Genomic DNA, 25,442 nt, shown 5'->3' on the forward strand with positions numbered 1-25,442 from the left:
CTCGGCTAGTCTCGTGCGCGTGACAGCCACCTCCGAGTCCGGGTACACCGCACGCCACCTGTCCGTCCTCGAAGGTCTTGAGGCGGTCCGCAAGCGACCCGGCATGTACATCGGCTCGACGGACTCGCGCGGACTGATGCACTGCCTGTGGGAGATCATCGACAACTCGGTCGACGAGGCCCTGGGCGGGTACGCCACCGACATCCGCGTGGTGCTGCACGCGGACTCCTCCGTCACGGTGGAGGACGACGGCCGGGGCATCCCCGTCGACGCCGAGCCCAAGACGGGCCTGTCCGGCGTCGAGGTCGTCTTCACCAAGCTGCACGCGGGCGGCAAGTTCGGCGGTGGCTCGTACACCGCGTCCGGCGGTCTGCACGGTGTGGGCGCCTCGGTCGTCAACGCCCTGTCCTCACGGCTCGACGTCGACGTCGACCGGGCGGGCAGGACGTACCGCATGACGTTCCACCGGGGGGAGCCGGGGACGTTCGCCGACCCGGCCGCCGGCCCGACGCCGGAGGCGGCGTTCACCCCGTTCGTGGACCACTCGGAGCTGACGGTCGTCGGCAAGGTGCCGCGCGGGCGCACCGGCACCCGCGTGCGGTACTGGGCGGACCGTCAGATCTTCCCGAAGTCTGCGGTGTTCGCGTACGACGAGCTCGTCACACGGGCCCGTCAGACGACGTTCCTCGTGCCGGGACTGAAGATCACGGTGCGCGACGAGCGGGGCCTGGCGGGCACGCCGGGGGAGTCGGGGCCGCACGAGGAGGTGTTCCAGCACTCCGGCGGTGCCGTGGACTTCGTGGAGTTCCTCGCCCCGGACGCCCCGGTTACCTCGACCTGGCAGCTGAAGGGCTCCGGGTCGTTCACCGAGACCGTGCCGGTGCTGGACGCCAAGGGCCACATGTCGCCGCAGGAGGTGAACCGCGACTGCGAGGTCGACATCGCGCTGCGGTGGGGCGGCGGGTACGACACCGAGCTGCGCACCTTCGTCAACATCATCGCCACGCCCAAGGGCGGGTCCCACCGCACCGGCTTCGAGCAGGGCCTGCTCAAGACGATCCGCAAGCAGGTGGAGGCCAACGCGCGCCGCCTGAAGGTGTCGGCGAAGGACTCGGCCGAGCGCATCGAGAAGGACGACGCCCTGGCGGGCCTGACCGCCGTGGTCACCGTCCGGCTGGCGGAGCCGCAGTTCGAGGGACAGACGAAGGAGGTCCTGGGGACGGCCCCGGTGCGGGCCATCGTCGCGCGTGTGGTGGAGACCGAGCTCGGTGCGCTGCTGACCTCGGCGAAGCGTGACGAGAAGGCCCAGGCGTCCCTGCTTCTGGAGAAGGTCGTCGCCGAGATGCGGGCCCGGGTGACGGCCCGCAAGCAGAAGGAGATCTCGCGGCGCAAGAACGCCCTGGAGTCGTCGTCGTTGCCGGCCAAGCTGGCGGACTGCCGCAGCGACGACGTCTCCCGCAGCGAGCTGTTCATCGTCGAGGGTGACAGCGCGCTCGGCACCGCCAAGCTGGCCCGCTCCAGCGACTTCCAGGCGCTGCTGCCGATCCGCGGCAAGATCCTCAACGTCCAGAAGGCGTCCATCAGCGACATGCTGCGCAACGCCGAGTGCGCGGCGATCATCCAGGTGCTCGGTGCCGGGTCGGGCCGCTCGTTCGAGCTCGAGGCCGCCCGGTACGGCAAGATCGTGCTGATGACCGACGCCGACGTCGACGGCGCGCACATCCGGACGCTGCTGCTCACGCTCTTCTACCGGTACATGCGCCCCATGCTGGAGGCCGGTCGGGTGTTCGCGGCGGTGCCGCCCCTGCACCGCATCGAGGTGCTCGGTGCGGGACGGCGCAAGAACGAGTACGTCTACACCTACTCCGAGGCGGAGCTCAACGCGACGCTGAAGAAGCTCGACCGGGCCGGACGCCGCTACAAGGACGACATCCAGCGGTACAAGGGCCTGGGGGAGATGGACGCCGACCAGCTCGCCGAGACGACGATGGACCCGCGCCACCGCACGCTGCGCCGCGTCACCGTCGAGGGCGCCGAGGCGGCCGAGCGGGTGTTCGAGCTCCTGATGGGGTCCGACGTCGCGCCGCGCAAGGAGTTCATCGTGGCCGGGGCGCACGCGCTGGACCGGTCCCAGATCGACGCGTGACGGGCGTTCGCATGCCGGTCGCCTGACGCACGGCCGGCCGGCCAGCGGATAGGCTTGTCGATCGTGACGACCTCCACCCTCTCCCTCCCCGCCCGTCTGATCGCCGCGACGGCCGCGGGGCTGCTCTCGGTCGGCCTGCTCGCGGGCTGCAGCGACGACGAGCCCGCGCCCGCTCCCAGCGCCTCCGCGAGCGCCGGCTCCGACGCGGCCGCCGACGAGCACATGGCCGAGAACATCACGGAGTTCTCCTACGCGGGCCAGGACGGTGAGACGGCCCTGGACCTCCTGCTCGTGCAGGACCCGGAGGCGCAGACCACCGGTGAGGGCGAGATGGCGTTCGTGACCACCATCAAGGGTCGTACCGCCGAGGACGGCAAGGAGTTCTGGGGCCTGTACGTCGACGGCGAGATGGCCGAGGTGGGCGCCGGGTCGCTGGTGACCGAGGACGGTCAGCAGATCCAGTGGAAGCTCGAGGCGATCGACCAGTGACGCGCTCCACGACGCCGGACCGGACCAGGGACCTGATGCTGCGCGACCTGGGTGAGCGTTGGTGGCGCCCCGCCGCGGCCGTGCTTCTGGTCGTGGCCGCGATCGTGTGGCGCCTCGTCAAGGACGACCTCGGCGCCCCGCCGAACCTGGAGCTGTCCACCGCGGCCGCGTTCGCGGCGGCCGGCCTGCTGCGCCACCGGGCCGCGATGCTCGCTCCGCTGGTGGTGGTGGCCGTGAGCGACGTGCTGCTGACGAACTCGGCGATCCTGGTCTTCACGTGGAGCGCGTGGGCCGTCATCGGTGTCGCGTCGTGGTGGACGCGTCGTTCCTCCGGGGCGCGCCGGTTCGTGGTCGCGCTCGGGTTCGGCGTCGGCAGCTCGCTGTGGTTCTACCTGTGGACCAACTTCGGGGTGTGGCTGCAGGGCCGCGGGACGTTCTACCCGGCGGGCGTCGACGGTCTGGTCGCCAGCTATGTGGCGGGTCTGCCGTTCCTGCGTCCGATGCTGCTGGGCAACCTCGTCCTGGTGCCGCTCGCGGCGGGCGTCGTGGCGCTCGTCGAGCGCCTCGAGCGGGTGCACTCCCTCGGTGCGGTGCCGGGTCGAGCCTGACGGCCGCGGTCCGACGTGCCGGAGGACCGGCACGGTGTCAAGGTAACTGCCATGACAGCGGACCGCGCCAGGACCGGTGACCCGGTCCTCGACCGCGGCTACCGCGACGTGGTGGTCCGTGCGGACGCGGGTGACCTGCGTGCCGCGGGTGTGTTCCTGCTCGTGTTGCTCCTCGGGATCCTGCTCGCGACGGTCGGGCCGGAGACGTCCGTGGGGATGGCCGCCGACGCGAGATCCGCGGCTGGTCGGCTGCCCTGGCAGGTCCTGGCCGGGATCTCGATCGCGGCGCAGGCGGTGGTGATCGTCGCGGCGGTGGTGGCGCCCGTGGTCCTGCTCGCCCGGCGGCGCGTCCGCCTGCTGCTCACCGGGGCGCTGGCGATCGTGCTGGCCGTGCTCGTCTCCACGCTGCTGCGCAACGCCGTGGTGGCGCGGTTCGGCGAGGCGGAGCTGAGCGTCGGGGCCGGGGGGCCGATCGACTTCGGTCCGGGGCTCGGTGCGGTGGCCGCGCTCTCGGCCGTCCTGGCGGCGCTGCGTCCGTCGCGGGTGTGGGCGCGCACCTGGTGGGGCCTGGTGGTCCTGCTCGTGGCCCTCGACGTGATGCTCGAGCCGTCAGGTCCGCTCGACGTCGTGCAGGCGGTCGGGGCGGGGGGCCTGGTCGGGCTGGCCGTGACCGCCGCCGTGGGGCGCACCGTGCGTGTCCTGACGCCGTCGGGGGTGCGTGCTGCTCTCGGCGACGCCGGCGTCGACGTGGTGGGTCTGCCCGAGGCGGACGGCGCGGACGCTTTCTGTGCGCGCACGCCGGACGGGGCGCTCCTGCACGTGCGGGTGGTCGACCGACGGTCCTGGCAGCGAGAACGGCTCGGCCGTGCCTATCGCCGGGTGCGGCTGCGCACGGGTCTCGTCGAGGAGGGGACGGCGTCACCGGCGCGCGCTGCGGCGCTGGAGGCCGTCCTGGTGCAGCTGGCCGCCACGCACGGCGCCCGGGTGCCCGCCGTCCGCACCCTGGTGCGGGCGCCCGAGGGGGAGGCGCTGCTCGTGGGGGACCGGGTGCCGGGTCGCCGGCTGGACATGATGGAGGAGCACGAGGTCACCGACGACCTGCTGCGTGAGGCGTGGTCGCAGGTGGCGCACCTGCGGGCGGCGCACGTGGCGCACCGTGAGCTGTCGCTGCACCGTCTCGTGCTCGCCGAGGACGGCACGGTGTGGGTGACGGGTTTCGCGCACGGTGAGCCCGGTGCGCCGGACGCGGTGCTGGCGGGGGACGTGGCCGAGCTGGCGGTCGCCACGAGCGCCGTCGTCGGGCCACGGCGTGCGCTGGACGCCGCCCAGGCCGTGCTCGGTCGCGGGCCGGTGGTGGCGGCGGTCGGGCGCATGGTCCCGGCCGCTCTCACGTCGCAGACCCGCGGGGCCCTGAAGCATGCCGGGACGAGCCTCGACGACGTCGTGGCCGAGGCGTGCCGCGTGGGCGGCGTCGACGAACCGACCTTCGAGAAGATCGAACGGTTCAAGCCCCGGACCTTGATCGCTGCCGGGATGCTGGTGGTCGCCGTCTACTTCCTGGCACCCCAGCTCGCCGATCTTCCCGGGCTCGTCGAGGCCGTGCGGGACGTGGACGTGGCCTGGTTGGTACCTGTCGTCCTCGCCTCGGCGGCGACGTACCTCGGTGCGGCGCTCGGCCTGGCCGGCGGCACGCCCGGACGCGTCCCCGTCGGGCAGGCCGCCGCGGTCGCGCTCGCGTCGTCCTTCGTGGCGACGTTCGCGCCTCCCGGCATCGGCCAGGTGGGGCTCAACGTCCGCTACCTGCAACGCCGCGGGTTCCCCACACCGGTCGCCGTGTCCGCGTCGGCCGCCAAGGAGGCCGCCGTCCTGTGCGTGCACCTCACGCTGCTCGCCGCCTTCGCCCTCTGGGCGGGCACCACGGACGCCCTCGCCCAGGAGGTCGACAGCCTCCCCTCCGGTCGCACCCTGCTCCTCGTGGGCGGCGTCGTGGTCGTGGTGGTCGCGGGGGCCTTCCTGGTGCCGGTGGTGCGGCGGATCATGGTCGAGCGCGTCCTGCCGGCCGTCCGGTCCTCCGCCACGGCCATGCACGACGTCGTCAGCAGCCCCGGCAAGATGGCGGCGCTGCTCGGCGGCGTGGTCCTGCTGCCGCTCGGGTACGCGGTCTGCCTGTACTTCTCGGTGCGGGCGTTCGACGGCGACGCGACCTTCGTGGCCGTCGCCCTGGTGTCCCTCACCGCCGGCACCGTCGCGACCGCGGCGCCCGTGCCCGGCGGCGTCGGCGCCGTCGAGGCGGTCCTGGTCGCCTCGCTGACCGGGATCGGCCTGGACGGCGCGACGGCGCTGGCCGCGGTGGTGCTGTACCGGCTCGCGACCTTCTGGCTGCCCATCGCGCCGGGTGCCGCCGCGTTCCGCATCCTCACCCGGCGTGAGGTGCTGTAGCCCCTAGGACCCCGGGTGCGCGAGCCGTCCCGTGCGACCGGGGGTGAGCTCACGAGCCTGGCGCTGCGCCAGCACGCTGAGCTCCGCCGCCTTGAACGCGTGCTCCTGCGTCATCGCGGTCTCGGTGCGTTCCAGGCAGTCGAGGACGAGCCGGCCGAAGTAGGGGAAACCGACCTGGCCGTTCGCCACCAGGTGGTGCTCCCCGGTGCCGTCCACGAGGAACACGTGCCCGCCGCCCCGGCCCGTGCCGACGTCCACGTACTTGCGCAGCTCGAGGTAACCGTCGGTGCCGAGGATCACGGTGCGTCCGTCGCCCCACGTGCTCAGGCCGGCCGGGGTGAACCAGTCGACCCGGCAGTAGCCGGTGGCGCCGTTGTCCATGACGATGCCCGCCTCGCCGAAGTCGTCGAGACCAGGGTGCTCCGGGTGGTGGTAGTTCGCGATCGCCGCGTGGCTCACCTCGGCGTCCCTCGCCCCGGCGTAGTGCAGCATCTGGTCGAAGTTGTGACTGCCGATGTCGCACAGGATCCCGCCGTACCGGTCCTTGTCGAAGAACCAGTCGGGACGGCCGGTACCCAGACGGTGCGGCCCGAGCCCGATGACCTGCAGCACCCGGCCGATCGCGCCCCGTTCGACGAGCTGCTCGGCGAGCACCGCCGCCTCGACATGGATCCGCTCCGAGTAGTACACGGCGTACTTACGACCGGTGCGGGCCGTCGCCTCGCGCGCGGCGGCGAGCTGGTCGAGCGTCGTCAGGGGAGCCTTGTCGGTGAAGTAGTCCTTGCCCGCCTCGATGACACGCAGCCCCAGGTCGCAGCGCTGCGACGTCACCGCGGCACCGGCGACGAGCCGGACCTCGGCGTCGTCGAGGATCTCGGCCTCGCTGCGCGCCACCCGGACGTCCGGGAACTTCTCCCGCATCACCGCCACCTTGGCCGGATCCGGGTCGTGGACCCACCTGAGCGTGCCGCCCGCACCGGCCAGGCCCTCGCACATCCCGTACACGTGGCCGTGGTCGAGGCTCGTCGCCGCGAAGACGAACTCCCCGGCCTCCACCACGGGTGCCGGCACCGGTTCCGGCGCGTACGCCGCCCCGCTCGCCCGGCTCATCGCTTCGCCCCGACCGTGATCGCACCGGGCAGGGAGTCCACCGACGCCGACTTGGCGAAGAAGTGCGGTGCCCGCTCCGCGAGCGTCCCGGCGCGGTAGTACACGTCGTCGGGGGACAGGGGCAGGTCCACGGTGCGGCGCTCGATGCCCGCTCGGTAGATCGCGGTCACGAGCTCGATCGCGCGGCGCCCGTCCGTCCCGTCGACGGTGGGACGGCGGCGCTCGCGGACGGCGGCGAGCACGTCGCCGATCTGCCCGGCGTGGCCCAGGTGCTCCAGCGGGACGTGGGCGGCGGCCACCGCCTCGATCGCAGCCTCCCGCTCGGTGTCGCCGACCGGGGCGGGGAACCCGTTGGGGTCGGCGAGCTCTGCCGTGACCTTCCACGGCTGGGAGACGCGGGCGTCGCGGCCCTGGACCACGATCGCCTGCTCCTCGCCGTGGTGCACCACCGACGCGGTGACCTCGGCCAGGGCACGGTCGTACTGCAGCACGGTGACCGAGAGGTCCTCGACCTCGGCGTTCTCGTGGGCTGCGTTGGTCAGCACCGACGTGACGGCGCGCGGGGCACCGAGCATCCACAGCGTGAGATCCAGGTGGTGGATGGCGTGGTTGAGGGTGCAGCCGCCGCCCTCGGACTCCCAGGTCCCGCGCCACCACAGGTCGTAGTAGGCGGTCGAGCGCCACCAGGACGAGCTGACCTGGGCGTGCGAGACAGGGCCCACGAGCCCGGAGTCCAGCACCTCCTTGAGCGTCGCCATGTCGTCGCGGAAGCGGTTCTGCGCGACGACGGACAGCAGGCGCCCGTGGCGCGCCGCCACCTCGATCATGGCGTCGCACTCCTCGAGCGACGGTGCCATCGGCTTCTCGACGAGCACGTCGACGCCGGCCTCCAGCGCGGCGATCGACAGGGCCGCGTGGGTGGAGGGCGGAGTGGCGACGCTGACGAGGTCGAGCGACTCCGCGGCCAGCATGTCGGCGGCGTCGGTGTGGACGCGAGCACCCTCCAGGCCGAGCTCGTCGCGCAGCGCTTCCGTGCGGCCCGGCGCGGGGTCGCACAGGGCGACGATCCGGCACTCCTCGCCGAACCGGCGGTATCCCTCGACGTGGGCGCGCGCGATGCCGCCGGTTCCCACGATCCCGATGCTGAGCATGTTTCCCTCCGTGGAACGACGGCGTCACCCCGCGACATGATACGTATCATGTCGAGGAGCAACAGCCTTGTCGCGCCCGGTCGCCGTGTCAAGACGACTGGCGTGCTCGTCGATCGAGAGGTCATGCTGTGCCGGTGCCGAACCCGCCCACGAGCCACGACGTCGCCCGGATCGCCGGGGTGTCACAGGCGACCGTGTCGTACGCGCTGACAGGCCGCGGGACGATCTCCGCGGCCACCCGCGAACGTGTGCTCGAGGTCGCCGAGTCCGTCGGGTACCGACCGAACCTGGCGGCACGTTCGATGCGCACGCGCCGCACCGGACGCCTCGCCGTCGTGTCGGGCCCCACGCTCGACCACCAGCTTCGCGTGCTCGTCGGCGCCGGGGAGATCGCCGCGGCCGCCGGCTACACCACCGAGACGCACACCGTCGACGGCACGATCGAGGAACGCACCGACCAGGTGCGGGCCCTGGCCGACGCACGCCAGCACGAAGGCATCCTCACCCTCGTGCCCGTGCTGCCGCACGTGCTCACCGACGTGGCGGCAGCCCCGGGAGAGCGCGACGGCGCCACCGTCGTCGTGGCCGAGGCGACCTTCGACGAGCACATGCGATCCCTGGGCGAGCTTGCGGACGCCACGGCGGTGGGGGTGTTCGTCGAGGCTCTGCTGCAGGCGGGGCACCGCCGGTTCCTGCACGTCGCCGGCCCCGACCAGTTCGCCTCCGCACGTGCCCGGCGCGACGCCTACCTGGCGGCGATCGAGCGCGCCGCGACGGATCCGGCCACCGCCGACGTCGTGTCGCTCGGCGTCGTGGGCGGCAGCTGGTCGCCCGAGGCGGCTCGACTGGCACTGCGGGCTCTGCCCGACTCCGCGCCACCCCTGGCCGTCGTCGCCGCCAACGACCTGCTGGCCGCGGGCGTGCTGCGCGGCGCCGCCGAACGCGGCTGGACGGCGCCCGGCGACGTCGTCGTCACGGGCTGGGACGACGACGCCGTGGGCGCGTACCTCACGCCGTCGCTCACCACCGTCGACGTCGACTTCACCGAGGCCGGCCGCCGCGCGATGCAGCGGCTCCTCGCCGCCGTGCGTGGCGATGACCCGCCGGAGCGGGGCGCCGCCGTCGCCCGGATCGTGTGGCGCGAGTCGACGGGGCCGCAGCGGCCGTGACCCCCGAGGTCCCGCCCTCCGGCAGGTGGGCCGGCGACGGTCGGACGACAAGGCGGCACTGTCTACCATGTCCGGCATGCCCTCCATGTCGATCCCCGGCCTGTCGTTCACCGCGATCGACTTCGAGACCGCCAACGCCCAACGTGCCTCCGTCTGCGCCGTCGGCGTCACCAAGGTCCGCGACGGCCTCGTCGTGGGCACCCTCGACACTCTCGTGCAGCCGCCGCCCGGTCACGACACGTTCCACTGGCGCAACGTCGAGGTCCACGGCATCACCGCGGCCGACGTCGTCGGCGCACCCACCTGGGACGTCGTGCTGCCCAAGCTCACCGAGTTCACCGGCGGCGACGTCCTCGTCGCGCACAACGCCGCGTTCGACCGCTCCGTCCTCACCCGAGCCAGCGAGGCCTACGGCGTCCCCACCGGCCGCAGCCGCTGGCTCTGCACCCGCGACACCGTCAAGGCGCACCTGAGGCTCGACTCCTACCGCCTGCCGGTCGTGTCCGCCGCACTCGGCGTCCCCGCGCACGCCCACCACGACGCCGGCGCCGACGCCCGCCAGTGCGCGCTCGTCCTCGTCGAGCTCTGCCGCCGGCTCGGACCCGACGGTCCCGCGTTGACGGGGCAGCACGTGCGGGTGTGGTGAGCGCGTCACGAGCGGGCCGGCGAACGAGGTGACGGCTTCAGGGTGGTGCCGCCCGAGGGGCGCAGCACCTAGCCGTGCGACAGCCCCCGGGTGCGCCGGGTGTCGTAGGCCCAGATCGCGATCTCGACGCGGTTGCGGGCGCCGATCTTGGTCATCAACGACGCGACGTGGGTCTTGACCGTGCTCAGGCCGACGTAGAGGTCGGCGGCGATCTCGGCGTTGGTGCGACCTCGTGCGACCAGTGCGAGCACCTCCTCCTCGCGCTCGGTGAGGTGGTCGGTGGGCTGGGCCGCGACCGCCGGCACCTGGTCGGCGAACGTCGCGAGCAGCCGGCGCGTGATGTCGGGGGCGATCAGCGCGTCCCCGCGTGACGCCGCGTGGATCGCCTGGACGAGAAGCTCCGGGCCGGCGTCCTTGAGCAGGAAGCCTCTGGCGCCGGCGCGCAGAGCCCCGACGACGTACTCGTCGAGGTCGAAGGTGGTGATCACGACGACCGCCATCGGGTCCGTCACCTGAGGCCCGGCCAGTCGCCGTGTCACCTCGACGCCGTCGAGCCCGGGCATCCGGATGTCGACGAGCACGACGTCGGGACGCAGCCGGGTCGCCAGGTCGAGCGCGACGAGCCCGTCCGCCGCCTCTCCCACGACCTCGAGGTCGGGTTGCGCATCGACGATCATCGCCAGCCCGGTCCGGACCAGGTCCTGGTCGTCGGCGACGACCACACGGATGCTCATGGCAGGGCCCCCACCGGCAGCACGGCTTCGACGACCCAGCCGCCCACGGGCCCCGGACCGGCCGAGAACGACCCGCCGAGGAGGCGGGCGCGTTCCGCCATGCCCAGCAGACCGAAGCCTGGTTCCGGGGCGGGCCTCGGCTCCGTCCGTCCGTCGTCGGTGACACGAAGCCTGACGACACCGTCCTCCTGGCGGACGTCGATCGTGACACGGGTCGCGCCCCGGGCGTGCCGCAGGGCGTTGGTCAGCGACTCCTGCGCGAGCCGGTAGAGCGCGGAGTCCACGGAGCCTGTCAGCCCGGTCCACGGGCCGTCCGTCGAGACCTCGACGGCGGGCGTCGCGTCGACTCGCGCCAGGGCGGGCAGGTCCACGACACCCGGCTGCGGCGCGTAGGCCACGGCTTCCTCCTCCCGCAGCAGCCGCACCATGGACCTCATCTCCGCCAGGGTCCGGGACGCCTCGGACTCGATCGCGGCCAGGACGTCGGCAGCCATCTCCGGCTGGGTGCGGGCGACCACGCCACCGGCCTGCGCCTGCACCGCGATGGCCGAGACGTGGTGCGCCACCGTGTCGTGCAGGTCGCGCGCCAGCGCCACGCGCTCCTGGTTGCGGATCTCGCGCTGTCGACGGTGCCAGAGGTCTGCGCGGTGGCGGAACACCGCGGCGAGGGCGACGAGCGACACCACGAGCGCCGTCCCTCCGACGACGTCGGCCCAGCCCGCGGCCGAGGCGAACGTCCCCAGCCCCACCACGACCGCCACGAACGCCACCCCCAGCACGATCTCGCGTCCCGCACCCCACCGCACCAAGGAGTAGAGCAGGATCAGCACGGCCGTCATGGAGTAGAGGCCGAGGTCCGCGACGTGCGCCGTGAGCTGCAGGACGGAGAGCAGCCCGGCGATGCCCCACCCGACCAGAGCGGCTGCCAGGGGTCGGCTCCGCCGCCAGAGCAGGGCAGGGATCATCGCCAGGGCCAGCACCGTCACCAGGGGGCGCCACGCCAGGTCCGGCCGGACGACGCCCTCCACCACCGAGCCAGCGGTGAACACACCCACCAGCAGCCAGTCGAGGCGGCCGACGGGTGGCACGTCGGCGGGCCGCGGCTCACGCCAGAGGGAGCGCCCGGGAGTGTTCACCATCCCAGCCTAGGCAGCGGTGCGCCTTCGCGTACCCGCCGAAAGCACGAGACCCGGGTCGATCCATCGGCCGAGCGAGCTCGAGCCGTCGGGCCGATGCCTCTCCTGCTGCGCTCGGAGATCGTGGACCTACCGATCCTCACCACGGCAAAGGAGCGCACGATGAGAACACGTCGACCCACCAGGTGGGAAAGTCAGCCGGTCTCGGTCAGGGTCAGGCTCGCCGCCGCCTGGACGAGCCTGATGCTCCTGTACGCCTACGTGGACATCCTCAACTTCTTCACGCCCGGCGTCGTCGCGGAGATCCTGGACGGCAGGGTCTTCGAGTTCTCTCTCTCCGAGACCTTCTCGACCGGTGCGCTGGCCCTGATGTCCGTCCCGATCCTCATGATCACGCTGTCGACGACCCTGCCCGCACCGGTGAACCGCGTCGTGAACCTCGTCGTCGCCCTGCTCTACGTCCCCGTCACCGTGTTCAACGTGGTGGGGGAGTCCTGGCTGTACTTCTACGGCCTCGGCGTCGCGGTGGAGCTGGTCCTGCTCGCCCTCGTCGTGCGGTGGGCCTGGACGTGGCCGCGCACCGTACCCACGGCGACCGTCCCGGAGCGTGCGGACGTCCGCACCCCGCAGCAGGCGTGAACCCGGAGCAGCCCACGTCCCGTCATGTCCTGGTCGACGCGTGACCACCGCGGGCGCGTCGACCAGGACGTGGCACGACGCCCCGGCCTGAGACTCACACCGAGAAGTACTTGGTTTCCGGGTCTCCGGGGCCTGACCTGGGCGGCGGCCATACGTGCGTTGGACGAGCGTCAACGGAACCCTGACCTCGGAGGTCATCCATCGACCGGTCCTAGTGCAAACTCGAATGCGCACCTTGGCAGTCGCCCCTGACGAGCGCTTCCCGAGCCGCTACGCCATACGCGTAAGCTTCTTCCTCCCGTCCGGCAGTTACGCAACGATGGCCCTCCACCACCTAGCCGTGTATGCAAACTTGCTCGAAAGCAACGAGCAATAGGCCATTTTTTGTGGGAAGGAACTATCGGAATGACCCACCGCCCTTCTACGGATCATGGGAACGTCACGGCATCACAAGTCTTCGGCCGCACGGGAAGGCGCAGAGTCGTCCTTGTGCCGTACAATTCCGAATGGCCTCGTGCGTTCGAGCGGGTCCGCGACGAGATAACATGTGCCCTAGGCGAAGTGGCGCTCGACGTCCACCATATCGGCTCTACTTCGGTACCTGGGCTGCTCGCGAAGGCAGTTATCGACGTCGTACTCGTGGTTGTCGACGTGGATGCTGAAAGTGCGTATCTCGATCGGTTGGTAGGTTGCGGATACAACTTTCGACGACGCGAGCCCGGCCATCGCCTCTTCCGGTCCCCCGATCTGGACGTCAACATCCATGTTCTGCAGGCAGGAGATCCTGCCATCGCTGCACATCTTGTCTTCCGGGATCACCTGCGTAGGGACTCTACCGATCGGGAGCGCTACGGTCGACTCAAGACTGAACTCGCAAGAAGAGAGTGGGACGGAATGAACGCGTACGCCGACGCCAAGTCCGAGTTCATCCAAGAAGTGCTCACGCGCCACGGAGCCACAGTCGAAGGCAAGGGGACGCAGTGACCGACAGATTCTCCCTGCGCTTCTGCACGGTGGACATCAGCGTCGAGTCGCACGTGCATGGGCTGATGGAAGCATGCGCGGCGCTGCTCGGGCCGGCTATGGTCGTGTCAGACAGCCATAACGGGCTCATCGCAGATGAGGGTGTAGCCAGGCGGCGTCGCGATAGCGGGGTTCCGTCCAACCCCGCGGCAGCCGGGCTTGTTGATGTGATCGCCGAGCAGGCTGGTGAGCGTCAGGCGCTTCTTCCGGTCTCGTAGACGAGGTGGCCCTGGCTCTCTCGCTCCATCAGATAGGTGGCGATCTCCTGAGCATGCGTGGCATCGCGCGCGTCCACGGCTAGCAAACTCGCCGACGACCACTCAAGGAGGCTTCCCATCGTGGTCAGATGCCCCACCGCACTCTCTCTGTGCCCCAACATCGGGCCTGCGAAGTAGACGCGGAACACGTAGCGACCGGATCGGCGCAGCACTCCTGCTACGACGTACTCGCGCTCCGCCTGCGGAGCCGTCTGCACCAGGTCTCCCAGTGCAACGTCATACAGGAAGAACGGGATGCAGCACACCTCGAAGGTGTCGTCGCTGACCTGGCGGCACCACAGCTGTTCGTAGCGTTCTTGCTCGGGCAGTGCGGCATTGACGATGAAGTTCGCGCGCTCGCGCCAGGCCGGCTCGTCGTGAACTGAGAACTTCTCCGTTGGTGCACTCATCCGATAAGTCTCCACGTCTTGCGAGGTCGATGGCACTCGACTCTCGCTGGCGGCTCGACCGGGCAGTCCGACGCGCTTCTGCATGAGGTGCGCAGGGCGACACACGGTGACACGGCGTCCGGGCAGGGGTCGAGGTCCCCCAGGATGGAAGTTCTCACACTGGCCATCCGGAAGACCTCGACGTGCGTGACGCTACCTTCGCTGCTCCTGACCTGACCACCTTCGCGCGCCTGGACGAGCTCGGCCTCGTCGCTGTCGGGCAGCACGTGGAGCCCGACCGGGCGGTGCTGGACTGCCGTGTCGCAGGCCGGCAGGACGATCCGTTCTGCCGCAGGTGCGGCGCCGAGGGCGTCATCCGAGACACCGTGACGCGGCGTCTGGCGCATGAGCCGTTCGGGTGGCGTCCGACGACGTTGCTGATCAGGGTGCGCCGCTACCGCTGTGCGGGATGCTCGCGTGTGTGGCGCCAGGACACCACGAAGGCTGCTGGACCGCGGGCGAAGCTGTCGCGCGCGGCGGTGCGCTGGGCATTGGTCGGGCTGGTCGTCGGGCACCTGACCGTCGCCCGGGTGGCCGAAGCGTTGGCGGTCGCGTGGCACACCGCGAACGACGCCATCCTGGCCGAGGGCCAGCGCGTCCTGATCGACGACGACACCCGGTTCGACGGCGTCAGGATGATCGGCGTCGACGAACACGTATGGAGACACACCCGCAGGGGCGACAAGTACGTGACCGTCATCATCGACCTCACCCCGATCCGCGACGGCGCCGGACCTGCCCGCCTGCTCGACATGGTCGAGGGCCGCTCGAAGAACGCGTTCAAGCAGTGGTTGGTCGGGCGCCCGAAGACCTGGCGCGACGGCATCGAGGTCGTCGCGATGGACGGCTTCACCGGCTTCAAGACCGCCACCACCGAAGAACTGCCCGACGCGACGGCGGTGATGGACCCTTTCCACGTCGTGCAGCTCGCGGGCGACGCCCTGGACCGCTGCCGACGCCGAGTCCAGCAAGACCTGCACGGCCACCGCGGACGATCCAAGGATCCGCTCTACCGGGCCCGGCGGACCCTGCACACCGGTTCCAGCCTGCTCACCGACAAGCAGCACGCTCGACTTGAAGCACTGTTCGCCGTCGAGGAACACATCGAGGTCGAGGCGACCTGGGGCATCTACCAGCGGATGATCAGCGCCTACCGCCACCCCGACAAGGCCCGCGGCCGCGAGCTCATGACTGCGGTCATCAACTCCGTCAGCAAGTCCGTGCCCGCCGCCCTCGTCGAGCTGCGCCGACTCGGACGAACGCTCACGAAGCGTGCCACCGACGTCCTGGCCTACTTCGACCTACCCGGCACCAGCAACGGTCCGACCGAGGCGATCAACGGCAGGCTCGAGCACCTACGCGGCTCCGCCCTCGGATTTCGCAACCTGGCCCACTACATCGCCCGATCTCTCCTGGAAGCCGGCGGCTTCAGACCGCTGCTACACCTTATCTGCGATGAGCCGTTTTGGTACGGTGAGGTCCGTCCAGCGGCGGCTGGATACGTGACCGGCGAACGTCCCCGCGGGTCACGACCTGCGAGAAGAGCCCACCACGAGGTCGAGCGGACCTGCCCGGAGCCTCACACCGAGAAGTACTTGGCCTCGGGGTGGTGCAGGACGAACGCGTCGGTGGACTGCTCCGGGTGGAGCTGCAGCTCGTCCGACAGGATCACGCCCACGCGTTCGGGCTTGAGCAGCTCGACGACCTTGCGGCGGTCCTCCATGTCGGGGCAGGCGGGGTAGCCGAGCGACATGCGCGCGCCGCGGTACTCGAGCTTGAACATGCCCTCGACGTCCGTGGGGTCCTCGTCGGCGAACCCGAGCTCGTCGCGGACACGGGAGTGCCAGAACTCCGCCAGCGACTCGGTGAGCTGGACCGACAGGCCGTGCAGCTCCATGTACTCGCGGTACTTGTTCGCCTCGAAGAGCTTGGCGGTGTACGCCGAGACGGGCTCGCCCACGGTGGCGAGCTGGATGGGCAGGACGTCGAACCGGCCGGTCTCCTCCACCCACGAGCGAGGGCGCACGAAGTCGGCCAGGCACAGGTGCCGGTCGCGGCGCTGGCGCGGGAACGTGAACCGCAGACGCTCGGTGCCGGGCTCGCCGCCGGAGCCGCCGTCCGGCGCCTGGATCCCTCCCGACGGCCCGCCCAGCCCCGGTCCGTGGTGGGCCACGACGACGTCGTCCCCCTCGGACCACACCGGGAAGTACCCGTAGACGACCGTGGGGTCCATGATCTGGTCGGTGCGGATCTGCTCCAGCCACTGCGCCAGACGTGGCCGGCCCTCGGTCTGGACGAGCTCCTCGTAGGAGGCGCCGTCGTCCCCGCGCCCCGGCTTCAGGCCCCACTGACCCATGAAGGTCGCACGCTCGTCGAGGAACGCCGCGTAGTCGGCGAGCTGGATGCCCTTGACGACGCGGGTGCCCCAGAACGGGGAGCGGGCACCTCGTTGTCGGTCGCGACGTCGGACCGCTCGGGCAGGTCCTCGGGCGCGGTCTCGGTGACCGTGACGACGTTGTGCCGGCGCTTGCGCAGCGCGGGCAGACCGACGGACTCCGGGTCGGCGCCGCGCGCCACGGCCACCAGCGGCTCCATGAGGCGCAGCCCCTCGAAGGCGTCGCGGGCGTACCGCACGACGCCGGGGAACGCCGAGGCGAGGTCGTCCTCGACGAACGTGCGGGTCAGGGCCGCGCCGCCCAGCAGCACGGGCCAACGCTTCGCCAGCCCGCGCGACTCCAGCTCCGCGAGGTTCTCCTTCATCACCACGGTCGACTTCACCAGCAGCCCGGACATGCCGATGACGTCGGCGTCGTGCTCCTCGGCGGCCTCGATCATGGCCGAGATCGGCTGCTTGATGCCGATGTTGACCACCGTGTAGCCGTTGTTCGTCAGGATGATGTCCACGAGGTTCTTGCCGATGTCGTGGACGTCGCCGCGCACGGTGGCGAGCACGATCACGCCCTTGGACTGCTCCTCGGCGCCCTCGACCTTCTCCATGTGCGGTTCGAGCAGCGCGACGGCGGACTTCATCACCTCGGCGGACTGCAGCACGAACGGCAGCTGCATCTGCCCCGAGCCGAAGAGCTCGCCCACCTCCTTCATGCCGCCCAGGAGGTGGGTGTTGACGATGTCGAGCGCCTTCATCCCGTCGGACAGCGCCGCCTCGAGGTCGGCCTCGAGCCCCTTGCGCGCGCCGTCGACGATGCGGCGCTCCAGACGTTCACCCACGGGCAGCGCCTCGAGCTCGGCGGCCCGCTGGTCGCGCAGCGCCGCGGAGTCCACCCCGGAGAACGTCTCCAGCAGGTGGGCGAGCGGGTCGTGGGTGAGGTTGCCCTCGTCGTCGTAGGTGCGCCGGTCCCACACGAGGTTCTCCGCGGCCTGCCACTGCTCGTCCGGGATCGCCGTGCGCGGCAGGATCTTGGCTGCGTGCACGATCGCGGAGTCGAGACCGGCCTGGACCGCCTCGTGCAGGAACACCGAGTTGAGCACCGTGCGGGCGGCCGGGTTGAGACCGAACGACACGTTGGACACACCGAGGGTGGTGTGCACCCCGGGGTAGAGACGGGTGAGCTCGCGGATCGCCTCGATGGTCTCGATGGCGTCGCGGCGCGTCTCCTCCTGACCGGTGGCGATGGGGAACGTCAGGGTGTCGACGATGATGTCGTCGACCCGCATGCCCCACCGCTCGACGAGCGTGTCGATGAGCCGCGAGGCGATCGCGACCTTCTTGTCCGCGGTGCGGGCCTGACCCTCCTCGTCGATGGTCAGCGCGATCACCGCGGCGCCGTGCTCGACGACGGCCGGCATGACCCGCTGGAACCGCGACGTCGGGGCGTCGCCGTCCTCGAAGTTCACCGAGTTCACCACGGCGCGCCCGCCCACCAGCTCCAGGCCCGCGCGGATCACCTCCGGCTCGGTGGAGTCGATGACCAGCGGCAGGGTGGACGCCGACGCCAGTCGCGAGACGACCTCGCGGACGTCCGCGACGCCGTCGCGCCCCACGTAGTCGACGCACACGTCCAGCAGGTGCGCGCCGTCGCGCGTCTGGGCACGGGCGATGTCCACCAGGTCGTCCCAGCGCGACTCCAGCATCGCCTCGCGGAACGCCTTGGAGCCGTTGGCGTTCGTGCGCTCGCCGATCGCCAGGTAGGAGGCGTCCTGGCTCAGGTCGGTGTGCGCGTACAGGGAGGCGACGCCGTTCTCGCGCTCCACGGTGCGCGGCGGCAGCGCGCGCCCGCGCACCGCCTCCACCACGCGGGCCATGTGCTCCGGCGTGGTGCCGCAGCAGCCGCCCACCAGCCCGAGGCCGAACTCGCCGACGAACTGCTCGTGCGCCGTCGCGAGCTCGGCCGGCGTCAGCGGGTACACCGCGCCGTGCGGGCCCAGCTCCGGCAGGCCCGCATTCGGCATGCACGTCACGGGGATCTCCGCGTGCCGGGCGAGATGGCGCAGGTGCTCGCTCATCTGCTCGGGGCCCGTCGCACAGTTCAGGCCGATGGCGTCCACACCGATCGCCTGCAGGGTCGTCAGCGCCGCGCCGATCTCCGAGCCCATCAGCATCGTGCCCGTCGTCTCGACCGTGACCGACGCGATCACCGGCACCCACCGGCCCACCCCGCCGTCCTCGACGGCGCGCATCGCGTCGTGGCACGCCGTCACGGCGGCCTTGGTCTGCAGCAGGTCCTGGCTGGTCTCGACCAGCAGCGCGTCGGCGCCGCCCTCCAGCAGCCCGGCCGCCTGCTCGGCGAAGGTGCGACGCAGGTGGTCGTAGGTGGTGTGACCCAGGGACGGCAGCTTGGTGCCCGGCCCCATCGACCCCAGCACCCAGCGCGGGTGCTCGGCGGTGGCGAAGGCGTCGGCACGCTCGCGGGCCAGCGCGGCACCGGCGCGGGCGAGCTCGCGGATCCGGTCGTCGATGCCGTAGTCCGACAGGTTCGACCAGTTGGCGCCGAACGTGTTGGTCTCGATCGCGTCGACGCCGACCTCCAGGTAGGCGTCGTGCACCGAGGAGATGATGTCGGGGCGGGTCACGTTGAGGATCTCGTTGCAGCCCTCGTGCTGCTGGAAGTCGTCCAGCGACGGGTCGGCAGCCTGGATCATCGTGCCCATCGCGCCGTCGGCGACGACCACGCGGCTGCGGATCGCGTCGTGCAGGGCGGCGGAACGGGCGTCGGCGGCGGCGAGGTCGAGCGTGGTGGTCACCGACCCAGGGTAGTCGCGACGCCCTGAAATCCCGTGCGTGCGACGAGCGGTGAGACGTACGCTCGCCGCATGTCCGACCTGGAGTCCTCGCCCGCGCTCGCGCCGATCGCGCAGCGGGCCGCCGCGCCCGCCACGCTGCCGGGCATCACCGCCGGCGGGCTCGGCTGGCGTCCCGCCACGATCGACGACGCGCCCGCCCTGCTGGAGCTGCGCAACGCCGTCGCCGAGGCCGACGCCGAGCCGTACCGCGAGGTGCTCGGCGAGATCACGGACCTGTTCGAGGCGCCCTGGCGCCACTTCGACACCGACTCCCTGCTCGGCGTCGACGCGGACGGCGTCCTGCGGGCCTACGGGGTGGTGGAGTCCCTGCCGGGCGACACCCGGACGGTGCGCGTGATGCTCCTGGGCGGGGTGCACCCGCAGCGTCGGGGCGAGGGGATCGGACGCGAGCTGTTCGCGTGGCAGGTCGCACGCGGCCGGCAGGTGCTCGCATCGTGCGGCCGGGAGCTGCCGGCCCGGCTCGCCGTGTTCGCCGAGGACGACGGGCCCGCGGCGAAGGTGCGGATGTTCGCCCGCGCAGGCTTCACCGACCGCCGCTTCTACGCCGACCTGCGTCGCGACCTGCGCGACCTGGTCGCCGAGCCGCTGCCCGACATCGAGCCCGACGGGTTACGGCTCGTCCGCTTCGGCCCCGAGCACGACGAGGCCACGCGCCTGGCCCACAACGACGCGTTCCGGGACCACTGGGGCAGCGAGCCCCACACGCCCGCGCAGTGGACCAACGGACGCACGGAGCTCGTGCCGCACTGGAGCGTCGTCGTCGTCGACGACGCCCCGGACGTCGCGGCCCTGCTCGCCGACCCGGACACCGACGCCGAGACCGCCGCGTCGTTGCGCGCCGGGGAACCGTTGGTGGTGGCCTACGCCCTCAACGAGCGCTTCGACGCCGACTTCGCGGTGCGCGGCTACTCGTTCGGCTACACCGGGATCCTGGGGACCCGCCGTGCCTACCGGGGGCGCCGGGCGGCACCCGCGGCGCTCGTCGCCGGGCTGCGCGCCATGGCCGCGGACGGCATGGAGTTCGGGTGCCTCGGCGTGGACACCGCCAACCCGACAGGTGCCCACGGGCTGTACGCCCGGCTCGGGTACACCCGGGCCTACGGCTCGCGGATGCTCAGCATCGAGCTCTGACGGTTCAGGACAGCTTGCGCAGCAGCCACGTCGCCGGGTCGTCGAGGTCGCCGAACCCGGCCCGGCGGTAGAGGTCGCGGCCCTCGGGCGACGCCTTGAGGAGAACGCGCTTGAGCCCCAGGGTGTCCAGGTCGCCCATGAGCCCGTCGACCAGCATCGTCCCCAGGCCGCGGCGGCGGTGGGCCGGGTCCACCACGACGTCGGCGATCCAGGCGAACGTCGCGCCGTCGGTCACGGCCCGGGCGTAGGCGACCTGGGCGCCGTCGGTGGCGTAGACCCCGTAGTTGCGCGATCCGGCGATCACGGTGTCCTGGGTCGCGCGAGAGCGTCCGAGCGCCCAGTACGCCTGGGTGGACAGGATCTCGTGCACCCAGACGGCGTCGATGCGGGACGGGTCGGCGGAGAACTCGTACGTCGTCACCCGGCGATCCAACCACCGGGCACCGTCGCACGGCAGGGCAGGAGTCCTGGCGCCGGTGTGTCGGTGGTCACTCCTCGGGTCCGGAGGACGGACATCGTCCTGGTACCGGGTTTCTGGCTGAATGCGTCCGCCTGGGACGCCGTCACGCCGCCGCTGGTCGCGGCCGGGCACACCGTGCACCCGCTCACCCTGCCGGGCACGGCCTCGGTGGACGAGGACCGCACGGGCATCACCCTGGCCGACCACGAGGCCGCGGTGGTCGGCCTCACCGACGACCTGCGCCGGCAGTTCCGCGAGCGGGCGGTCCCGCAGCCCGGCGGGACGGTGCGTGAGCCGCACCGGCTGAGCGACGACCTGTCCCGGCTCGACGTCCCGACCACCGTGGTCGCCTCGGAGATGTCGGCGGACGTGCTGCGCGGGCTCATGACGCAGGGCCATCCGTACGTCACCGAGCTGGCGAGGCACCACCGCTACGAGATCGTCGACCTGCCCACCGGGCACTGGCCGATGTTCACCCGCCCGGTCGACCTGGGCGAGGCCATCGCCGCGGCGATCGCCCGCTAGCCCGACCGTCGCCCGGCGTCAGCCGATCGCGGCGACCGGTCCGGCGAGCGGCACGCCGGAGCCGTCCCGTCGGGTGCTCTCCTCGGGCAGGTCGGCCGGCTGCCCGCCGGAGCCGACGGCGCGAGCAGGTCCCTCGCCCACCCAGGCCAGGACGAGCGCGTCCTCGCCCTTGAGGAACCGGTGCGCCCGGACGCCGCCGGTCGCGCGCCCCTTGCCGGGGTAGAGCTCGTACGGGGTGACCTTGACCGATCCGCCGCCCGTCCCGGGCAGGGCGCCCGACGCGCCCGCCACGGTGACGACGGTGTGCAGGTCCCGCGTCGCGGCGCGCACGACGCCGAAGAAGACGACCCGCTGGCCGGCGGCGAGCCGGATGCCCGCCATCCCGGCGGCGGCGCGCCCCTGCGGGCGCACGGCAGCGGCGTCGAAGTGCAGCAGGCTGGCGTCCGAGGCGACGAACACGAGCTCGTCGTCGTCGGTGGCGGGGGCGGCGCCGACGACGACGTCCCCGTCCTTGAGCGCCACGACGTCCCACACGTCACCGCTGCGCGGCGCGTCGCCCGCCGCCACCCGCTTGACCACGCCGTGACGGGTCCCCAGCGCGAGCGTGGGGGCGTCGTCGGCCAGCGAGACGACGGCGACGGGCTCCTCGCCCGCCTCCAGGGTGACCATCTCGCGCACGGGCACGCCGCCGGACAGGGACGGCGGGCCGTCGGTCGCGGGCAGGGCGGGGAGCTCCAGCACGGCGATCTTGTGCAGCCTGCCGGCCGAGGTGACCAGGCCGACCTCCGCCCGGGTGCTGGCCGCGACGTCGCCGCGCAGGGCGTCGTGCGCGTGACGGCGCCCGGCACGCTCGACGGGCGCCTCGGCGTCGTCGCCGGAGGTGCGGGCCAGCAGGCCCGTCGCGGACAGCAGCACGCGGGTCGGGGCGTCCTTGATCTCCAGGTCGATGGCGGGCGCGCCCCGACCCCGGGCGGGTGCGGCCGCGGCGGACGACGCCGTGCCTCCCGCCGAGTCGAGCAGGACGGTGCGTCGGGGGGTGCCGTAGGCGGCGGCGACGTCGCTCATCTCCTGGGACACGACGGCCCGCAGGCGGCTCTCGTCGGCGAGGATCTCCTCCAGCGCGGCGATCTCGGCCTCGAGCTCGGACTTCTCCGACTCCAGCTCGATGCGGGAGAACTTCGTCAGGCGGCGCAGCTGGAGGTCCAGGATGTACGACGCCTGCGGCTCGGAGAGGTCGAAGACGCTCTGCAGGCGCGAGCGTGCCTCGCCCGCGTCGTCGGACCCGCGGATCACCTGGATGACCTCGTCGATGTCGAGGATCGCCACGAGCAGACCCTCGACCAGGTGCAGCCGGTCCTTGCGCTTGCCGAGCCGGAACGCCGAGCGGCGTCGCACCACGTCCATGCGGTGATCGACCCACACGCGCAGCAGGTCCAGCAGGCCCAGCGTGCGTGGCTGCCCCTCGACGAGCGAGACGTTGTTGATGCCGAACGAGTCCTCGAGCGGGGTGGTGCGGTACAGCTGCTCGAGCACGGCCTCCGGGTCGAACCCCGTCTTGACCTCGATCACGAGACGCAGCCCGTGGGACCGGTCGGTGAGGTCCTGGACGTTGACGACACCCTGGATCTTCTTGTTCTTGACGCCGTCGGCGATCTTCTCGATGACCTTCTCGGGCCCGACCGTGTACGGCAGCTCGGTGACGACGATCCCCTTGCGGCGGGGGGTGACGTTCTCGATGCGGGCCGTGGCCCGGGTCCGGAAGGAGCCGCGCCCCGTGCGGTAGCCGTCCCGGACGCCGTCGAGACCGACGATCTTGCCGCCGGTGGGCAGATCGGGCCCGGGGACGAACCGCATGACGTCCTCGAGGGTGGCGTCCGGGTGGGCGAGCAGGTGCTGCCCCGCGGCGACGACCTCGACGAGGTTGTGCGGCGGCATGTTGGTGGCCATGCCCACCGCGATGCCGGACGCGCCGTTGACCAGCAGGTTCGGCACGGCCGAGGGCAGCACCTCCGGCTGGGTGAGCTTGTTGTCGTAGTTGGGCACGAAGTCGACGACGTCCTCGTCGAGCCCGGCGGTCATCGCCGTCGACGGGGCGGCGAGCCTCGCCTCGGTGTAGCGAGGTGCTGCGGGGCCGTCGTCGAGGGAACCGAAGTTGCCGTGGCCGTCCACCAGCGGAAGCCGCAGCGAGAAGTCCTGGGCCAGGCGCACCAGGGCGTCGTAGATGGCGGTGTCGCCGTGGGGGTGCAGCTTGCCCATGACCTCACCGACGACACGGGAGGACTTGACGTAGGCGCGGTCGGGCCGCAGGCCCATGTCGGCCATCATGTACAGGATCCGGCGCTGCACCGGCTTGAGGCCGTCGCGGGCGTCCGGCAGGGCACGGGAGTAGATCACCGAGTAGGCGTACTCCAGGAACGACGTCTCCATCTCCGAGGCGACGTCGATGTCGACGATCTTCTCGTCGAACGGTTCCTCGGCGACGGGTGCGGCCTTCGTGCGCGCCATGCGGTGCGGCTCCTGCTCGTGGTGCTCGGCGGACAAGTGGCGCCCGACGTCGGCCCGGCGGCCACGTACGGACGTTCGAGGGCAGCGTAGCGTCAGCGGGAGGCCCCACGGCGCAACCGGGCGGGTGCCGGCTCAGACCGCCGGACCACGGATCGACTGCGCCTCGACCAGGTCGGCGATCACCCCGGGCAGCTCGGCCCGACGCTCGGCGGCCTCCTGGGTCGTGAGCAGGCCCGCCCCGACGGCGTCGTCGACGCCACCCAGCGCGGCGGTCACGAGCGCGTCGACGAGGCTGCCGGGATCGATCCCTCGGGCCTCGGCCACGGAGACGAGCGTGGCTCCCGGGGCCGCCGTCGCCGTCTCGAACGCCTCGACGCTCAGGCCCAGGGCCCGGGCGGCCGCCCCGGGGGACACCAGCCGGTCGTCCAGCCGAGGGGCCGGAGGGTCGACCGGACCTGCCTGCCGACCCGTGAGCCCGGCGAGCACGGCGTCACGCCGGGCACGGGTGATCGCCCCGTCGTCGACGAGCTCCTGCAGCGCCTCGGACCAGCGCGCCTCGACGTCGTCGTCGGCGGGCGAGCCCGCGACGACGGTGGTCGGCCCGACGACGGTCGGTGCGGCGTCGGCCGTCGGTGCGGCTCCCAGCGACGCCAGGCCGATCGCCCCGGCCACGGCGGTGGTGCGGAACCTGCGCCACGTCATCGTCCACCTCCTCGGGGCGGCGGCGCGCAGGCCGCCGCCCCGTCGCGCGGTCAGGCGGAGTACGCCGCCGCGTCCGTGCTCGCGGACTCCTGCGTGGACTCCGCGCCCTGGTCGTCGTCGCCGCCCTGCCGGCCCTCCGGCCGGGAGCCACCACGACCGGTGCCGAGCTGCTCGGCCGAGATCGCGGAGGCGACCGAGTCCGCGATCTTGGTCTTGCGCTCGTCGGCCTCCTCCTGGGTGAGGCGACCGTCCTCGACCGCCGTGTCCACCCGCTCCTCGGCGGCGGCGACCAGCGCCTCGGTCAGCTCGTCGGTGGAGACCCCCTCGTCCTCGGCCACCGACGCCAGGGTGGCGCCGTCGGCGGAGAGCGCCTCGCGCAGCTCGTCCGTGGTCAGCCCGAGGGTCTCGGCCGCGGTGCTCAGGGACACCGGGCCTCGGCCACCGTGGTCACGGCCGTGCCCGGAGGGCGCGCTCTCGGCGAGAGCGTCCGCGACGGCCTCGCGCTGGGCGTCGGTGATCGTCCCGTCGTCGACGAGCCCCTGGAGGCTGTCCTCGAGGCTCGACGCGCGGTCGGTGCCGTCGGAGGCGGTGTCGGCGTCGTCCTCGGTGACCACGGCGGTCTCGGGCGACGGGGCCGCCACGGCGGCCGAGCCGACACCGAGGCCGGCGAGCCCGATGGCGCCGACGACGGCGGACCTGCGAATCATGCTGGACCTCATGGTGGTGCTCCTTCCGGCCCGGAACCGTTCCGGGCTGGTTCGACCCTCCCCGACGCGGCTGGGCCGGTGCTGCTGCGGGCCTGGCAATCTCCTGAGGTGGGTGGACGCCGGCTGTGCGCCGACGTCGGCCCGTCGCCGGGCG

The 25,442-nt window shown here is 72.0% G+C and carries 20 protein-coding genes and 2 pseudogenes; 12 read left to right on the forward strand and 10 right to left on the reverse strand.

Translation table 11 applies throughout. The features are described 5' to 3' along the window. Positions 1-19 precede the first annotated feature (19 nt). From ACNHYB_RS01800 to ACNHYB_RS01815, 4 genes are all read left to right on the forward strand, one after another. Entirely contained in the window at positions 20-2,146 is a 2,127-nt protein-coding gene (locus tag ACNHYB_RS01800; RefSeq protein ID WP_418276668.1) for a DNA gyrase/topoisomerase IV subunit B, read from the forward strand. A 63-nt stretch (positions 2,147-2,209) separates the two neighbouring features. Next, positions 2,210-2,635 carry a DUF4430 domain-containing protein gene (locus ACNHYB_RS01805; protein ID WP_418276669.1) on the forward strand — a complete coding sequence of 142 codons (426 nt, stop codon included), beginning with the start codon at positions 2,210-2,212 and terminating at the stop codon, positions 2,633-2,635. After that, positions 2,632-3,243: a DUF6580 family putative transport protein gene (locus ACNHYB_RS01810; protein ID WP_418276670.1), complete on the forward strand. Its 612-nt coding sequence runs from the start codon at positions 2,632-2,634 to the stop codon at positions 3,241-3,243. Before ACNHYB_RS01805 ends, ACNHYB_RS01810 begins: the two co-directional genes overlap by 4 nt. Before the next feature lie 51 nt (positions 3,244-3,294). After that, positions 3,295-5,682 (forward strand): lysylphosphatidylglycerol synthase transmembrane domain-containing protein, encoded by a 2,388-nt coding sequence (locus ACNHYB_RS01815; RefSeq protein WP_418276671.1) that lies wholly within the window; start codon positions 3,295-3,297, stop codon positions 5,680-5,682. A 3-nt stretch (positions 5,683-5,685) separates the two neighbouring features. Here ACNHYB_RS01815 and ACNHYB_RS01820 read toward each other — a convergent pair whose 3' ends face one another. Together ACNHYB_RS01820 and ACNHYB_RS01825 are read right to left on the reverse strand one after the other, a co-directional pair. Further along, positions 5,686-6,792: a Gfo/Idh/MocA family protein gene (locus ACNHYB_RS01820; RefSeq protein WP_418276672.1), complete on the reverse strand. Its 1,107-nt coding sequence runs from the start codon at positions 6,790-6,792 to the stop codon at positions 5,686-5,688. Further along, the gene (locus tag ACNHYB_RS01825) at positions 6,789-7,943 is read right to left on the reverse strand and encodes a Gfo/Idh/MocA family protein (protein ID WP_418276673.1); all 1,155 of its coding nucleotides are present in this window, start codon (positions 7,941-7,943) and stop codon (positions 6,789-6,791) included. Before ACNHYB_RS01825 ends, ACNHYB_RS01820 begins: the two co-directional genes overlap by 4 nt. 134 nt (positions 7,944-8,077) lie before the next feature. Here ACNHYB_RS01825 and ACNHYB_RS01830 point away from each other — a divergent pair, with 134 nt between their 5' ends. Both ACNHYB_RS01830 and ACNHYB_RS01835 read left to right on the forward strand, forming a co-directional pair. Then, complete coding sequence (locus ACNHYB_RS01830) at positions 8,078-9,112, forward strand: LacI family DNA-binding transcriptional regulator (protein ID WP_418276674.1); 1,035 nt, start codon at positions 8,078-8,080, stop codon at positions 9,110-9,112. Between the two features lie 76 nt (positions 9,113-9,188). Further along, a complete protein-coding gene (locus ACNHYB_RS01835; protein ID WP_418276675.1) occupies positions 9,189-9,758 on the forward strand; it encodes a 3'-5' exonuclease in 570 nt (189 codons plus the stop codon). Between the two features lie 68 nt (positions 9,759-9,826). Here ACNHYB_RS01835 and ACNHYB_RS01840 read toward each other — a convergent pair whose 3' ends face one another. After that, positions 9,827-10,492 (reverse strand): response regulator, encoded by a 666-nt coding sequence (locus ACNHYB_RS01840; protein WP_418276676.1) that lies wholly within the window; start codon positions 10,490-10,492, stop codon positions 9,827-9,829. Further along, positions 10,489-11,628, reverse strand: coding sequence for a sensor histidine kinase (locus ACNHYB_RS01845; protein ID WP_418276677.1), 1,140 nt, complete (start codon positions 11,626-11,628; stop codon positions 10,489-10,491). The genes ACNHYB_RS01840 and ACNHYB_RS01845 overlap by 4 nt, the downstream gene beginning before the upstream one ends. A gap of 162 nt (positions 11,629-11,790) precedes the next feature. On the opposite strand from ACNHYB_RS01845, the gene ACNHYB_RS01850 reads away from it, so the two are divergent. From ACNHYB_RS01850 to ACNHYB_RS01860, 3 genes are all read left to right on the forward strand, one after another. Beyond that, the gene (locus tag ACNHYB_RS01850; protein WP_418277967.1) at positions 11,791-12,267 is read left to right on the forward strand and encodes a DUF6326 family protein; all 477 of its coding nucleotides are present in this window, start codon (positions 11,791-11,793) and stop codon (positions 12,265-12,267) included. Positions 12,268-12,672: 405 nt separating this feature from the next. Further along, entirely contained in the window at positions 12,673-13,251 is a 579-nt protein-coding gene (locus ACNHYB_RS01855) for a GrpB family protein (RefSeq protein ID WP_418276678.1), read from the forward strand. Further along, positions 13,248-13,508, forward strand: a complete 261-nt coding sequence (locus tag ACNHYB_RS01860) for a hypothetical protein (RefSeq protein ID WP_418276679.1) — start codon at positions 13,248-13,250, stop codon at positions 13,506-13,508. The genes ACNHYB_RS01855 and ACNHYB_RS01860 overlap by 4 nt, the downstream gene beginning before the upstream one ends. Here ACNHYB_RS01860 and ACNHYB_RS01865 read toward each other — a convergent pair. Then, positions 13,484-13,957, reverse strand: coding sequence for a DUF4265 domain-containing protein (locus tag ACNHYB_RS01865; protein ID WP_418276680.1), 474 nt, complete (start codon positions 13,955-13,957; stop codon positions 13,484-13,486). The two genes, ACNHYB_RS01860 and ACNHYB_RS01865, sit on opposite strands and share 25 nt — an antisense overlap. A gap of 182 nt (positions 13,958-14,139) precedes the next feature. Here ACNHYB_RS01865 and ACNHYB_RS01870 point away from each other — a divergent pair. Then, positions 14,140-15,441: pseudogene (locus ACNHYB_RS01870) on the forward strand (ISL3 family transposase); the annotation flags it as partial. 134 nt (positions 15,442-15,575) lie between these two features. Here ACNHYB_RS01870 and metH read toward each other — a convergent pair. Next, a pseudogene (gene metH, locus ACNHYB_RS01875) lies at positions 15,576-19,198 on the reverse strand (methionine synthase). Between the two features lie 69 nt (positions 19,199-19,267). Between metH and ACNHYB_RS01880 the strand changes: the two are divergent. Next, complete coding sequence (locus tag ACNHYB_RS01880) at positions 19,268-20,389, forward strand: N-acetyltransferase family protein (protein WP_418276681.1); 1,122 nt, start codon at positions 19,268-19,270, stop codon at positions 20,387-20,389. A 4-nt stretch (positions 20,390-20,393) separates the two neighbouring features. On the opposite strand, the gene ACNHYB_RS01885 is transcribed toward ACNHYB_RS01880, so the two are convergent. Further along, a complete protein-coding gene (locus ACNHYB_RS01885; protein WP_418276682.1) occupies positions 20,394-20,810 on the reverse strand; it encodes a GNAT family N-acetyltransferase in 417 nt (138 codons plus the stop codon). Between the two features lie 63 nt (positions 20,811-20,873). On the opposite strand from ACNHYB_RS01885, the gene ACNHYB_RS01890 reads away from it, so the two are divergent. After that, on the forward strand, positions 20,874-21,374 hold the full coding sequence (locus ACNHYB_RS01890; RefSeq protein WP_418276683.1) for an alpha/beta fold hydrolase: 501 nt from the start codon (positions 20,874-20,876) through the stop codon (positions 21,372-21,374). Positions 21,375-21,392: 18 nt separating this feature from the next. Here the strand turns inward: ACNHYB_RS01890 and ACNHYB_RS01895 are convergent, their stop codons facing one another. The 3 genes from ACNHYB_RS01895 to ACNHYB_RS01905 all read right to left on the reverse strand — a co-directional run bounded on the left by ACNHYB_RS01895 (position 21,393) and on the right by ACNHYB_RS01905 (position 25,300). Continuing rightward, the gene (locus tag ACNHYB_RS01895) at positions 21,393-23,879 is read right to left on the reverse strand and encodes a DNA gyrase/topoisomerase IV subunit A (protein ID WP_418276684.1); all 2,487 of its coding nucleotides are present in this window, start codon (positions 23,877-23,879) and stop codon (positions 21,393-21,395) included. Positions 23,880-24,011: 132 nt separating this feature from the next. Beyond that, complete coding sequence (locus tag ACNHYB_RS01900; RefSeq protein WP_418276685.1) at positions 24,012-24,581, reverse strand: hypothetical protein; 570 nt, start codon at positions 24,579-24,581, stop codon at positions 24,012-24,014. A gap of 50 nt (positions 24,582-24,631) precedes the next feature. Continuing rightward, positions 24,632-25,300, reverse strand: coding sequence for a hypothetical protein (locus tag ACNHYB_RS01905; protein ID WP_418276686.1), 669 nt, complete (start codon positions 25,298-25,300; stop codon positions 24,632-24,634). Between the last annotated feature and the right edge of the window lie 142 nt (positions 25,301-25,442).

The sequence above is a fragment of the Isoptericola jiangsuensis genome (assembly GCF_048320105.1).
GTDB classification, from domain to species: Bacteria; Actinomycetota; Actinomycetes; order Actinomycetales; family Cellulomonadaceae; genus Isoptericola; species Isoptericola jiangsuensis_A.